Origin of the sequence: Paraglaciecola sp. MB-3u-78, assembly GCF_002835935.1 — a bacterium.
Classification (GTDB): Bacteria; Pseudomonadota; Gammaproteobacteria; order Enterobacterales; family Alteromonadaceae; genus Paraglaciecola.
The window spans coordinates 475,047-489,248 of sequence record NZ_PJCF01000003.1 but is presented as its reverse complement, the minus strand read 5'-3'; the positions used below and the strand labels follow the sequence as shown (position 1 = coordinate 489,248).

General features: G+C 40.2%; 12 protein-coding genes and 1 pseudogene. 5 read left to right on the top strand and 8 right to left on the bottom strand.

Going from position 1 to position 14,202, the window contains the following annotated elements; genetic code table 11:
- Positions 1–402: 402 nt before the first annotated feature.
- Positions 403–845: pseudogene (locus CXF95_RS30425) on the bottom strand (hypothetical protein); the annotation flags it as partial.
- Between the two features lie 249 nt (positions 846–1,094).
- Between CXF95_RS30425 and CXF95_RS29510 the strand changes: the two are divergent.
- The 4 genes from CXF95_RS29510 to msrA all read left to right on the top strand — a co-directional run bounded on the left by CXF95_RS29510 (position 1,095) and on the right by msrA (position 3,036).
- Positions 1,095–1,259, top strand: coding sequence for a hypothetical protein (locus CXF95_RS29510; RefSeq protein ID WP_157828085.1), 165 nt, complete (start codon positions 1,095–1,097; stop codon positions 1,257–1,259).
- Positions 1,237–1,599: a recombinase family protein gene (locus CXF95_RS06065; protein ID WP_101197836.1), complete on the top strand. Its 363-nt coding sequence runs from the start codon at positions 1,237–1,239 to the stop codon at positions 1,597–1,599. Before CXF95_RS29510 ends, CXF95_RS06065 begins: the two co-directional genes overlap by 23 nt.
- 487 nt (positions 1,600–2,086) lie before the next feature.
- Entirely contained in the window at positions 2,087–2,533 is a 447-nt protein-coding gene (msrB, locus tag CXF95_RS06060; RefSeq protein ID WP_101197835.1) for a peptide-methionine (R)-S-oxide reductase MsrB, read from the top strand.
- A 2-nt stretch (positions 2,534–2,535) separates the two neighbouring features.
- Complete coding sequence (msrA, locus tag CXF95_RS06055) at positions 2,536–3,036, top strand: peptide-methionine (S)-S-oxide reductase MsrA (RefSeq protein WP_101197834.1); 501 nt, start codon at positions 2,536–2,538, stop codon at positions 3,034–3,036.
- A gap of 328 nt (positions 3,037–3,364) precedes the next feature.
- On the opposite strand, the gene CXF95_RS30420 is transcribed toward msrA, so the two are convergent.
- On the bottom strand, positions 3,365–4,081 hold the full coding sequence (locus CXF95_RS30420) for a hypothetical protein (RefSeq protein WP_232787674.1): 717 nt from the start codon (positions 4,079–4,081) through the stop codon (positions 3,365–3,367).
- Positions 4,082–4,325: 244 nt separating this feature from the next.
- Between CXF95_RS30420 and CXF95_RS06035 the strand changes: the two genes are divergently transcribed.
- On the top strand, positions 4,326–6,704 hold the full coding sequence (locus tag CXF95_RS06035; RefSeq protein ID WP_101197833.1) for a penicillin acylase family protein: 2,379 nt from the start codon (positions 4,326–4,328) through the stop codon (positions 6,702–6,704).
- A gap of 303 nt (positions 6,705–7,007) precedes the next feature.
- On the opposite strand, the gene CXF95_RS06030 is transcribed toward CXF95_RS06035, so the two are convergent.
- The 6 genes from CXF95_RS06030 to CXF95_RS06005 all read right to left on the bottom strand — a co-directional run bounded on the left by CXF95_RS06030 (position 7,008) and on the right by CXF95_RS06005 (position 14,186).
- Complete coding sequence (locus tag CXF95_RS06030; RefSeq protein ID WP_101197832.1) at positions 7,008–7,595, bottom strand: CBS domain-containing protein; 588 nt, start codon at positions 7,593–7,595, stop codon at positions 7,008–7,010.
- Positions 7,596–7,672: 77 nt separating this feature from the next.
- On the bottom strand, positions 7,673–7,975 hold the full coding sequence (locus CXF95_RS06025) for a hypothetical protein (protein ID WP_232787673.1): 303 nt from the start codon (positions 7,973–7,975) through the stop codon (positions 7,673–7,675).
- Between the two features lie 271 nt (positions 7,976–8,246).
- Positions 8,247–8,765, bottom strand: a complete 519-nt coding sequence (locus CXF95_RS06020; RefSeq protein ID WP_101197831.1) for a hypothetical protein — start codon at positions 8,763–8,765, stop codon at positions 8,247–8,249.
- A 305-nt stretch (positions 8,766–9,070) separates the two neighbouring features.
- Complete coding sequence (locus tag CXF95_RS06015; protein ID WP_101197830.1) at positions 9,071–12,277, bottom strand: ATP-binding protein; 3,207 nt, start codon at positions 12,275–12,277, stop codon at positions 9,071–9,073.
- Between the two features lie 600 nt (positions 12,278–12,877).
- Positions 12,878–13,375 (bottom strand): immunity 22 family protein, encoded by a 498-nt coding sequence (locus tag CXF95_RS06010; RefSeq protein ID WP_101197829.1) that lies wholly within the window; start codon positions 13,373–13,375, stop codon positions 12,878–12,880.
- Between the two features lie 217 nt (positions 13,376–13,592).
- Positions 13,593–14,186, bottom strand: a complete 594-nt coding sequence (locus CXF95_RS06005) for an ABC transporter substrate-binding protein (protein ID WP_101197974.1) — start codon at positions 14,184–14,186, stop codon at positions 13,593–13,595.
- Between the last annotated feature and the right edge of the window lie 16 nt (positions 14,187–14,202).

Here is a 14,202-nt window from a genome sequence, read left to right as displayed (position 1 = left end):
GGACAAAAAATTAACATCTATATTAGTTCTTCTAAATTCAAAACGGGCACCTTGTTAAACCGATTAATTTTTTATAAATTGGCTAGTCATTGAAGAAACTATAACCAACACCTCAAACAAGTAACACCGTCACTTTACCTGGGTGATCGTCTTGAAAAAATAACCAAGGCACCCAAAGTAATAAAGTACCCAATCACAACCTAATCAACAAACATAAAGTGATGGGGATATTTCACTATTTGGTTTTAAGAAATAAGAAATTCAGGCCTATTATGGATTGGATGTCTTGAATGCAGCTAAATGCCCCATACAGCTCAAATTTCAGGCAACGCCATTGTGCACTGGTTGTGCAGGTAGCTTTGAAGATGTGATGCTGAATTGTTTAGGCGTGTTGAAGTAATACTCTGACTTGGCCATCCCTCGTATACGTTGATGGTCCGTGTGGTGTTTGAATTTTTGTGGCATGTATTCGCTGCTTACAGCGGTATGGAAGTGTTGTTCGAACTCTGTGGTCAAGGTTAACCATTGTTCAGTATCTAGACCAAGGCACTCTAGAATCGGGCTATGATGTTGCTCTATATACCCCGCTTTATCTACAAACGTTGATGGTAAATCGTGACTGTTTCTTCCAGGCTTATCACTTCACCTTTACTGAGCCTATCCCCTCTTTGGTACTTTTGACTCAACAGCGTACTTTGATAAAGTTGATGCCAACGCCTAATGACCTCTGTCATCGACCAGCTATCTGCTAAGTCTTTGTCTACACACAGCACCACATGGGTATGATTATTCATCACGAACCACACTAAATACCTTGCCGCTGGCGGCAAGGATATATTACCCATTTCATCCCTTCGCCTATCAGACGTTTAAAGTGTTTCATCGGTCTGGTGGGAAGCACAATCACCTCATCCTTGAGCTATCCTCTGGCGTAACATTAGCCGTGCCGCTGTGGATGCTAAAACAAGAAGCCAGTGAAATCTGTATTGGCTCCATCGTTGAACCACCACACACAATCTTGCTTGAAATTGTTGATTTGCTTGGTGCTTACTGCTTTGCTTTAGTCAACCCAATCGACGTTTTGGAGCACCTGGATGGAACAACGGAGCCTTGATTTAAATGATGACACCTCACATCAACATTTTCAAAACCTATCATCAAATCATCAGCGTGAAGTGATTGATTTGATGGCAAAACTCATCATGACTGTTTTTCAGTCAATACAGGAAGAAACGTATGACGACTCACAATCTAAGTAAAATTACTGGCGAGCATTTAGCCAGAAAGGCTATCGTTTACCTACGGCAATCATCCCTTAGTCAGGTAAAAAATAATATTGAAAACCAGAAACTACAATATGCTTTGGCTGGGCGGGCCAGTGACCTGGGATTTAAACAGGTAGACATTATTGATAAGGATTTAGGGGCTAGCGCGGCTTCTGGGGCACGTTTACGCCCCGGCTTTCAGGAGCTTCTTGCACGCGTTGCCCTAGGCGATATAGGTATCATTTTAAGCCGTGAGCTCTCCCGGCTTTTCCGTACGGATAAAGACTGGTGTCATTTGATGGAGGTATGTCAGATTTTTAATAAAACACAATAAAGAAGAAGCCTTTTATTATATCCAAGGCGCAATAGATGTAGGTTGGGTTAGGGCGTGGGAAATTGAATACACCCCTATTTTTGAATGGCTCAGCCAAGACATTCAATTTACTCAAATGATGGGCGGTATTAAAGCACGGCTGGCGACAATGCGTAATCGTATGCATGATGACGATGAATTTTTACTGGCGGAAGCTGAATACAATTGATGAAGCGTTTATAACAAAACGAGACAATCATTGTTGCTATGAATCACGCGCCTGTAAGTTGAATGGTTTTCGCTAAGACTTCAATTTCATCTTTTTGAATACCTTGTGACCAATCGTTTAATCACACTGTTATTAAGAACCCTGATTGGAAATGTTTGGCTTCAAAAACGCTTGATATTTTGAAATAGTGATCTTTATCTCCCGTTGCGAATAAAATAGACTAAGAGCAGGTCTGTTACACTCCCAAAGATACCTGTTGTTAATGACAAAGAGGAAATTATGAGTACATATCAAAAATCACAGGATGCAATTTCTGCCCTAACTGCAGAGCAGTTCCGAGTGACTCAAGAAAATGGTACTGAGCGTCCTGGTACCGGTGAATTATTAGACAATACTTTACCTGGTATCTACGTAGATGTTGTTTCTGGCGAGCCTTTGTTTGCCTCTTCTGCCAAGTACGAATCAGGATGTGGCTGGCCTAGCTTTACTAAGGCCATAGACCCAGTTAATGTTAATGAAATCACTGATAACACCCTTGGCATGTCGCGTACTGAGGTGCGATCTTCTCATGGTGACAGTCACCTAGGCCATGTGTTTCCTGATGGGCCCAAAGACCATGGTGGTCTGCGTTATTGCATTAATTCTGCTTCACTGCGTTTTATTCCTAAAGAAGAGATGGGCAGTAAAGGCTATGCAGCTTATTTAGATCAAGTAGAGGATATTTAGTCATGGCAAATGAACGTGCAGTATTAGCCGGTGGTTGTTTTTGGGGCATGCAGGATCTTATTCGTAAAATGCCTGGGGTGACATCAACTAGGGTGGGTTACACCGGTGGTGAAGTGCCAAATGCAACATATCGCAATCATGGTAACCATGCAGAGGGTATTGAAATATTGTTTGATAATGAAGTTATCAGCTATCGACAAATTTTAGAGTTTTTCTTTCAAATTCATGATCCCAGCACACCAGATAGACAAGGTAACGATACTGGAGCATCCTATCGTTCGGCTATTTATTATGAGTCTGACGAGCAACAAGCAGAAGCCCTAAGAACCATTGCTGACGTGGATGTCTGTGGATTATGGCCAGGAAAAGTAGTCACAGAAGTCGAACCTGTTAGTGATTTTTGGGAAGCTGAAGCTGAACACCAAGACTACCTAGAAACACGCCCCAATGGCTACACTTGCCACTTTGTAAGACCTGACTGGAAACTGCCTTCAGCATCGTGAGTTTGAATAGCTGTGATTTTTGTTAAACAAATCAGGTTATCCTGATGTGACAACTTCCCCAAATAAAATGGGTTTAGGGGGTGGTTGTCACTGGTGTACTGAGGGTGTTTGAATCACTTGTTGAGCTAACAGACTATTTGTATTCAGCACCTGACAGGCCGTTTTGCCAAACCTAGATTACACCCAAGCTCAAGTTACTATTCGCCCGTTTTAATCGCCATGTTGATCAACACAAAATGGCAGAAATCTGCTTGGAATTATGCAATATATCATTCAACTCATGACAGTTAGTTGCAATCCCCTCACTGAGGCAAACTTAACTATTTGTTTAATAGTTAGCTTGGCCAAACTTCGCTTGCGGTTCAAAGTGGTTCTTGTTTCCTAACCGCATGCGATTAAATCCAGGTAGTTTAGCGCGTATTTTTTCTTGAATTCTCGGTAGTAAACCAATATGTTTTTTATGAATAACGTGATTAATTGAGATTTTTTTAAGCTCTACTATTTGAAAATTTTCGGCAAAATGGTTTTTTATCACCTCATCTATCACATATATTCCATAATGATATCGGTCGGCCTTAAGCATACTAAGGACACTGGAGAATAATTCATTATCGACATGAATCGATTTAAACTCCCCATCATCAAGAAGCGCAAGCATCCTTTCATTTGCCAGTATGGATATATTTTTATCTGCTAATACACCTCGGTTACAAGGTACTCCCTTAGCGCAGATTAAAGATAGGCTGACACGTTTTAATTCCGGTGTGACCACTATCACATTGGGATATGTTTTTGCGATGACATTTATCCGCACTACGTCAGCGTTTACAACTCCGTCGTTAAGTAAAATTAATCCCCGTAATGAAGGCGTAGGAATTAGCTCCACTTTAAATCCCAATTCAGTATAAATCTCTACGAAAAGTTCAGAGTATTCATCAAGATCAGGGTACACAATATGCGTTAATAAAAAAGGTTTTGGAGGTTGAGCAGAGCTTATAAATGGATAAAAAATTAGTAAGTAAATAATGAATATACAAGTTTTCATTTGTTTCACCTGTTGTCGTGATTCTATTAAAATTCGACCTTCCACTTTCACACCATAACACTTTATTACACAAGTATTCGTATGATTAACCTCATCTGCTTCGGACTAATTTGATATTGAAATACGCCTTTGTATTCGTTACATAAATTGACTATTTCGTATTTTATCTGTTGCTGAATAGTTGTGAACTAAAAGCCAATAAAATGTTACGGTAATTTACAATAACTTAAAACGGATCCGTTCAATGAAGTTCATCCTGAAAATGCTTGTTTTTATTATTGCTGTTGTTGGCGCCGCCGGTGCTTGGTACATTTATAGCAAACAACCCGTGCGCAGTGGTGAGGTAAGTCTTACCAATCTGCAAGCACCCGTTAAGGTGCGTTATGATGAGCGTGGTGTACCACATATTCAAGCGCAGCACGAAACCGACATGTATCGTACTCTAGGATATGTGCATGCCCAAGACCGTCTGTTTCAGATGGAGATGGTGCGCCGCTTGGCGCGAGGTGAATTAGCGGCCATACTTGGGCCAAAACTCCTCGACAGCGACCGTTTATTTCGAACTCTGGGCATTCGCGCCCATGCCGATGCCTACGTTGCTAAGATGGACCTTAACACGCCTGCAAATAAAGCTCTGATCGCCTATCTAGATGGTATAAACCAATATCAGAACACTCACCCTGCCCCCATAGAATTCGATATTCTAGGCATTTCAAAGCGCCCTTTCACTGCTAAAGATACACTCAGCGTGGCTGGGTATATGGCTTACAGTTTTGCCGCTGCTTTTCGCACTGAGCCGGTGCTAACTTATGTTCGTGACAAGCTTGGTGTGGACTACCTTGATGTGTTTGATTTGGCTTGGCATCCCGAGGGAGTGGTATCGCCGCTCCTGACAAACAATGATTGGCATGACCTCAATCAACTTGCGCGTATCAGTCAACAAACACTCACAGATAGTGGTTTACCACTATTTGAAGGCAGTAATGCTTGGGCGGTATCCGGCAGTCGTACGACAAGTGGCAAGCCTCTATTAGCCGGCGACCCACACATAGGTTTTGCCGTACCGTCAGTCTGGTACGAAGCGCATTTGTCGTACCCAGGATTTGAACTATATGGCCATCATCAAGCCCTCAATCCAGTCGCTAGCCTTGGACACAATCTAGACTTTGGCTGGAGCATTACGATGTTTCAGAACGATGACATAGACCTTATTGCCGAAACACTCAATCCAAATAACGCAAATCAAGTTTGGTATCGGGGTCAATGGGTCGAGCTACAAAGTCGCAGTGAGAAAATTGAGGTTAAAGGTGAGGATCCGGTCATTCTGACCTTAAGGCGCTCGCCTCATGGCCCCATCATCAATGATGCTCTAGGCGAGCATTCAGGCAAAACACCTATCGCCATGTGGTGGGCGTTTCTTGAAACCGAGAACCCGATCCTTGATGCCTTTTATCAACTAAACCGTGCTGATACCTTAGCAAAAGCTCGCGCGGCCAGTGAAAAAATTCATGCGCCAGGACTCAACATAGTCTGGGCCAATGCCAGTGGCGATATTGGTTGGTGGGCAGCAGCTAAACTGCCTTTACGTCCTAATGGAGTCGATCCTACTTTCATCCTCGACGGAAGCAGTTCTGATGCGGATAAACTGGGTTTTGTGCCTTTTAATGATAACCCCCAAGAGGAAAACCCAGCTCGCGGCTACATCGTTTCGGCTAATTATCAGCCCGTTCCTGACAGCGGTATCAAGGTACCGGGTTATTACAATTTGCCCGCTCGTGGTATTCGACTTAATCAACGTTTAGCAGACAATACCGTGAAGTGGAACGTGCAAAATAGTCAGGCATTGCAACTGGATACAGGCAGCGGCTATGCACAGCGCTTGCTCAAACCATTGTTACCCATCATACAAGCGACCGCTAGCGACGATGAACAAGAATTAGTGAACTTACTCACTAACTGGAATGGGGAGCATAATCTTGACGACATAGCCCCCACGATTTTTAACCAGTTAGTTTACCAACTTGCATTTGAGGCCATGAGTGACGAAATGGGTGACAGTTTCTTCGCAACGTTAATTCGTACTCGTGTCATCGATTTTGCTTTACCACGCTTGGCAAATGAACCCGATTCGCCATGGTGGGATAATCGAGAGACCGCAGTCACCGAAGATCGCGCAGCAATAGTGGCGGTTGCATGGCAGGAAAGTCTAAAACACCTGCGCAGCACTCTGGGTGCCAACACAGCGAACTGGCAATGGGGCAAAGCGCATACTCTCACCCATGGACACCCTCTGGGTCAGCAAAATCCCCTAGACAAGTTGTTCAACGTTGGCCAGTTTAACGCGCCTGGTGGTCATGAAACCCCTAACAATCTGTCACATAAGATCAGTCCAGCGCCTTGGTCAGTGGTATACGGCCCGTCAACCCGCCGACTCATCGACTTTGCCGACCCAAGCCAATCACTCGGTATCAATCCTGTAGGCCAAAGTGGGGTGTTGTTTGATCAACATTATCAAGATCAAGCTGAGTCGTATATTAATGGTCAGTACATAAAGCAGCATTTTAGTGAAGCCGATGTCACAGCCAACACTATTAGTACCTTGCAACTAGTGCCAGTCAAATAATACTGTGGTCAGTTTAATTAACCTGAGTTCGGAATAAAAAAGAGACATTTTTAAAAAATGACAACATTACCCCCAACAGAGCTAACACATGCTCTGTTGGGGTAATGTTATTAATATTCTCAGCTAATGGATTGGATTCATTGTGTTTTGTCAGATAAACAGGTTATACCGAAGTTAACGTGGTTTTGCCCTCAATTTTACTGAATCCAATGGTTTCAATTATTTAAGGTCGTTAACATTTTAAATGGGGAGGTTACTAATACAGCCCTCCCCTTTATAAATAAAACTTAATCTAACAAGAAGCTAAATAAGCTCCTCATGCTCATGCATAACATCAAAACAATCCTTAAACGAATGTGCAGTGGCATTGATATACACTGGCACATTCAAAACTCGGCTAATATCTGTTGATGAGATTATCCCGCAAATTTTATTATTTTCATCAACGACCTGGATATGAGCTTCACCGAGTGACTCCATAGTTTTCTTGATATCACCAATACACGCTCTGTGAACATGACTTTTTCGCAATGCAGGCATTTTGTAGGCGTGACTCATTACATCTGACACCGTTAGATCCGCCCTCGCCACACCTTTGCGATTTGCAGTCATTAATACAACACGGCTGACCAAAGTAAAACCACTAATAACCCCCAATAATTTAAGATCTGTCCCAACATATAATTTAGACTTTCTATTGCTCAATCTCATTACTGTCAACGCTTCATCAATGCTGGTATCAGGCGCAATCATTTGCTCAATAATACAGTTGATATCCTTAACCACACACTCAGCTGAGCTATATACATCCAAATGAGACTGCGCTTCAACTAACACATTTGCACAAGCAATACTGCTATCCACAGTAGACATTATTTTAAAATCATTCATTTTAATTCACCAAAATATTCATTGATTTTCCTACAAAATCTCTCTGTTAAAAAAGGACTCTGTAGCGTTAAATTTATTTAACTCAATGCGTTTGGTGGTGCGCGGGTAAGAGGCCTTTGAAAGGCACAATTTAAGGAGGAAATGGCCTTAAATTGAACCGCAAGGATGTGGCAGGCGACGTCACAATTTTCAATAACGTCATAAGGGATACCGACACTATCATCACCTGAATCATATTCAGGCAGATTATCAGCTACGTATTCAAAATCAGCAAGGTATGTAACCTTTTCCTGTAATGAAAGGTCACGGACTTCGGCAACGTTGATAAACGATACAGACAAAAACAAAAACAACATCAAAGCGACATTGCATTTAATCATGCAATTTGTGAGCTTAAATTTTATTGATAGGGTAGCGTTCATGAAGTTTATAATATGGCCGTCAGAAAAAAACACAAGCAGGATCCGTCGTGAATTTATGTGGTTGCATCCTAATACATTTAGAATCAACAAGTTGCAGTATGCTTTATGAGCAAAGATAATTCATAATTACATTCACAACAGAAAACAACCCTAATTGGCCGTGACACAAGCTTAGACTCAGGATGATCACGGCATATATTAGTCGTTATTCAGCTAATTTGTGATGTTTTTATGACGCAAAAATCACAAACAAAAGCGCAAATAAAGCCCCCGCAATGGATATTTTCACACCATTTTTGAAAAAAGCTAACTTTGGCATAAACATCAAAAATGCAGACACAACAAACAACAGCAATGCAATAGCAAAACTTATATTAAGGAAAAACAGCGGACTATTGTTTGTGGCTTTATGTAACTTCACTAATTTAGCTAAAGGTGTAGGATAATCAAGTTGATTGATAACAGTCTCACCGGTATTTTTATTATATTCGCCTAGATTAAATATAATCATGGTGTTCGATTCAGACTCAACTTTAAACTTTTTAAGGTGCAGATTTTCTTCTAAAGATTCAATCTGTAACCCCGGCTCTAACTGACGTATTTCAGTTTGTGGAAACTTGAGAAAGTCTGTTGGTCTAAAAATCAGTAATATCCCACTGGTTGCATAAATGGCTATCATACCCGCCAAAAAAAAACCCATCCAACGATGGTACTTGCGAATACTATTATGAAACTTTGGTGACGCCATATCTTCCTCTGCAAATGTTAAATAGTCGTGTTGTTCACATCATTATCTTAATTAACCTGAGTTTGAACTAATTAATATAATTGCCGAACTCGTTTATGAGAATAACACTTCTCAAATGATAAAAAAAAGCCGATGACTGTAAAAAGCTGTAAAGCTTAAGTAATCCAATCTTGAGCACCCTAATTATGTTCAAATGTTCAACTTTAACTAACAAACAGTTAACACTATTAACATCGGAGACTACTTAGGGGGATAAAGACGTCACAGAAAGCCTAATCTGTGCAGTGATACTTGCAATGTAAGTATTAGGTTTTTAGCACTTCTTTCAAGGTTTTGCGCAACATTTCAAGTGAAACAGGTTTGGTAATGAAGTCACTCATGCCTGCATCGAGGCATAATTTTTGGTCACCGCTCATAGCGTTAGCCGTCAATGCAATGATTGGAATATTCTTGTTGTGTTGACCTGCCTGACCCTGACGAATTTTTTTGGTTGCAGTATAACCGTCCATTACCGGCATTTGGCAATCCATTAAAACACAGGAAAACTCGGTGTTATCTATTAACTGCTGTATTGCCTCTTGCCCATTATTAGCTGTAATTACGTCAATCTGGAGCTCTTGCAACATATACTGGGCAACCTGTTGATTGATCAAATTATCTTCCACTAATAACACACATGTTCTGTTCGAGATGTTTGCCATATTCTGTGGATTAACATAAGACTGATTCTGAACATGTTCCGTTGTGTTATGAGTGACGGCTTTGATAACATTAGACAGTTTGTTTGGTGTTATGGGTGCAGAGAAAATACCACTGACAACGTCATGGATTGTACTATCCAGCGCTTTTGTTTGTTGTTTGTGAACATAAATAACGTAGTCACCCTGAGCGATGGCCAACCTGCAACTATTCTTAAGGTTGTCGTTTATGACGTCTTCTACAAAAAAAATGAGATTGGGGTATGTCTTTTTACCAAACCCCTTAATTCGAGCATATTTAACCTCTAGCTCGGCAATATCTTTAACACTAACAATCTGGCCATTCCAGTGTTTGAGTTGTGATATGAGTAACTCACTTTGTGTATCGTTGCCTAACACCAAGATATAATGAAAAAGCGTGCTCAAGTCGGGTTCACTGGACTTATTTTCACTCACATTAAAGGTTGCTACCGCAGTAAAAGTGCTACCACTGCCAAGGGTACTTTGCACACTGATATCGCCGCCCATCAATTCACACAGTTTTTTAGATATAGTCAGACCCAGACCGGTTCCCCCATATTTCCTAGTGGTTGAGGCATCTGCTTGTGTAAATGGTTGAAATAACGACTCTAACTTGTCGGGCGCAATACCAATACCTTGATCTTCTACCCTAAGAGATACTTGGACCCGCCCATCAACATTTCTACTCTGCGCTGTCAGTATAATGTGACCCCTTTTAGTGAATTTGAGCGCATTACTCAGTAAATTTGTTAACACTTGACGTAATCGAGTAGGATCTCCTTGAAGCGAGTCCTGCTCAATTAAACTTGTATCCATCAGCATAGTGACATCATTACTCGTTATCATCATCGAATGGACTTCAACGATGTCACTGAGTAATTCAATTAAACTAAAATCCTGATTTTCAAATTCCACTTTCCCTGCATCAATTTTAGAGAAATCTAAAATATCGTTAATCAAAGAGAGTAGCGATTTTGCGCTAGAAGCGGCTATATCTAATTTGTATTTCTGTTCATTATCCAGATCACTGGTCTGCAACAGTTCAATCATACCAAGCACACCATTCATTGGTGTTCTGATTTCGTGGCTCATTGTGGCCAAAAACTCCGATTTTGCATTGTTAGCACTATTAGCAGAAATAACCGCTAGTTGCAGGTCTCTGGTTTTTTCTTCAACTAGGTTTGTCAGGTTACTGTTCACGCTTTCTAGTTCAAAATTGGCATTGTTGAGTGAGTGTATTGATTCTCTTAGTCGTCGAGAAAACTCTTGAATGACCGACGACATGCTATTTAATTCAACAAATAAGGTGGGTTTTAAAGCCAGATTAAGTGAATCAAAATTTCCCGTGCGACTAACAGCGAGTAATTCTTGATTTAATTCAGTTAAAGGTCGAGTGATCTTGTCCGCAAGCTTTGAGGCAATAAAAGCGCCGGCTCCAAGAAAAATGGCCAATAGGGACAGCGACCAGACCACATAACTGGATATTTGAGTTTCGTATACGTCTCTGGGAAGCAATACAATGGAGGTCCAACCAAAGTTGCCTATTTCCTGGGAGATGCCTAAATAATAGTCTCCTACATGGTTTATAAAATAGTAATTTTTAGGATGTTGTATATGGGCTAATACGGGTTTATCTCGTAAATCCTCTAACAGATCATAAGCCAGGCCATCAGAACGATAAATTACGCGATTATTGTTATCCAGTATGATAATGCTCTCTGTTTCATGTAATACCTTACGATCCAGAGTGCTAAACTTTGTTAAATCAAGTGAAGCTTCAACGATACCCGTAAAGTTTCCATCGATTAATAGAGGAGCAGACACCGCCACTATTATATCAGTGCCAAAGCCCCTTCCTTGGAAGACATCCGAAATATAGGGTTGATGAGTGGATTTTGGGGCCGTAAAATAGGGGCGCTTTGAAACGTTATAAAAGGGGTCTTGTTGTTTTACTTCTTGTAATCTTGAGGCCGGATGGGTAGCAATGAATTTTCCATCCACATCGGTAACCAGCATCGTCAATATATTAGGATATCGTTTAACAATTTTGTCTAGAACAAATAACCAATCTTGCTCTTTGATTTGAGATTGATCCAAAGAGGCAATAAGATCGAGTGTATTGAGGTGCTCGTTAAGGTAGGCATCTACTTTTTGAGCAATATATTGAGACTCCATAGTCAATTGTTTGTTGAGCTCAGATAACTTGTCTTTTTGCATATTATTAAGCCAAAAATAGCTATTAGCTAAAACGGCTATCGTCAACGAGTAGACAACGGCTAATGTGATAAATTGACTGAATTTTAATCTTTCACGCCAATTACTTTTGGTGATTGTCAATAAAATAAACGCCAACACATAGCCAAGCATGACATTTAATACGCCATTAATGACATATTTAATGGTTATCGCTATTTTGGTACTGTCTAGAAAGTCTGCTAAAAAATAATACTCTAACCCTACTATGATCCAACCTAGAGAAAACCAATACAGTACACCTGCAAATAGTGGGCTTTTTTGTTTAGAAATGGCGTAGTGAACCGATAAAACCTCAAGTGAAAAGGGTAAAAATATAAGTACATGTCCCCAGTTAAAATATGTAACCGCAGTTGAAATAACAGAACACGTTAAACCCGCCCTCCAACCAAATAGTATAGTAAGGGCAACGGCTATGATGTTGCCGAAAACAAATTGAGCGCCGGTGACAAAAGGTAATGGATAAAAATTTATGATGGTAGCTAATAGCGTACCAGCGATAACAATCAACCAAGGAGGGAATGTAACAGTAGTCTTCAAATTGCAAACAACCTTTAGCTGGATAAAACCGATATATATCGAAAAAACAAAGTGTATTCATAGCTGCAACGCAGGCAATATCTGAATAGTAATGTATCGCTTCAGACTTCTGAAGTGCACGTTACACCCTGTTAGTTTTAAAATAACTTTTTGTATATTAACATCAGACTTAACAAAAAAACTTCAACTATATTATTATCTTTGTTTGTAGTGTGCACTCTCAAATTAGCCTGAAAATCCTAAAACATTTGGTTTTCTATTAAGAGGAATTACGCCTAATAATCCTCTATATTTCAATGGAAACTATTGCAGTTCAAACGCTGTTCCATCAAGACTATGAATGCCCTTCACAATTGTTTCTGCAGATTGAATCTGATGGTTCACTGTAGCTTTTCCAGCATACAGACAGTGTATTTGTTTGTTCATAAAGGGCAAAGTGTCAATTTAAATGAATGAATTGAGATTGTGACAACTTCAGATCTTGAAACAACCCAAGCATTTTTAAATTAGAGTGAGTCACTGTTACTAATATTGCCGCTAAAGGACTCAATGGCGAAATACGCCACTGTATTTCGTCAGATAAATTGACTACAACACTATTTATTCCGGGTTTGCTTCATCTTCATCTTCTATGTCTTCATCATCGTCTTCACCCAACAAGCTTTCGCTAGAGGCATCATAGTTAAACGCCCCCAGAAAAGTGGTGTATTCATCCTGAGCAACACCACTAAGTTTTACGCTATATTCCTGTTCGAAAAGTAAAATAATCCAGGTCACTTGCTGCATCTTATTTTTTTTCGCTTTACTCATCAAATTGACAATAAAAGAACTTGAGCAAGAACAGCCACCAGCTGCTTCATGAATATCAATGGTGCCAGTGTGGGCACCATTAGTTTCCATCTGCTGCGGTGAAAAATAGCGAATTTTATAATTGTCTGACCAAGTGTTTCTTGCCCGAGTGCCTTTTTTGAAAAAGGTCTCCTCAAAATACTCATCAGGAATATCAGCGTAAGGATGTTGTGACGCCCAAACGGACACCTTGCCTTTGGTATTAAAAAGTAATCCTTTTTCAGGAATAGAGTTATTGTCTTGGTTCATGGAGAAAGTGACTGCCGGTGACTAAGTATTGGCACATTCTATTATAGTGGTAGGGGAATAGCGAAAAAGAGACAGTTTTGATATCGCTAGAGACAAGTTAACAGACTTAGTTTTGTGTGGAGTAAGGACGGGACCAATTAACAGTGTACGAGGTGGTAATAGAAATTCATTGTTTTAAGTCCCAAAGAGGTATGGGAGCATCACCACTGAGACTATGTCAGTTAAAAATATTTATTTCAGTATTGTGCTTATCTAAAATGGCTTGTAGTTCTCCTGAAGCTTTTATTTGTTTGATTGCCTGGTTTATCAAAGGTAAAAGGCCTTGATGTTTTTTTCTGATCCTCATTAGAAAATTTCCTTTGCTATGCAAAACAGCAAAACCTATATCCACATCATTCACTTTAGCCCAATGTTTAGCCGTTTCTTGTTCCAATATAATGACTTCAAATCTTTCGTGCTTTAAACCTAAAACCAAATGGTTTTCATCGAGAAAATCTGTACGGATAAAAGTATGATCATCAAAGTAAAAGTACCCAGCAATAGTGCCGACATGTTTATTATACAAAGACTCCCGTGTTGGGAATAAATGCACATTTTTCTTTAAGGTGATAAAACTTTCTTTGAGTTCAAAAAAAGGTTCGCTTATGACATATTCTGGGCCAACCTCTGGAGTCTTTAGCCATTCTAGACAGATAAAGTCAAAATCTACTGAACCTTCTTTTAGGGCGATTTCGGCTCGTTTTTGAGGAAGTTTTACAGGTATAAATTCAATATCTGAGTGGCGTTGTATGGCTTCGGTTATTTCAGTCATAATACCAGGGGTGCCT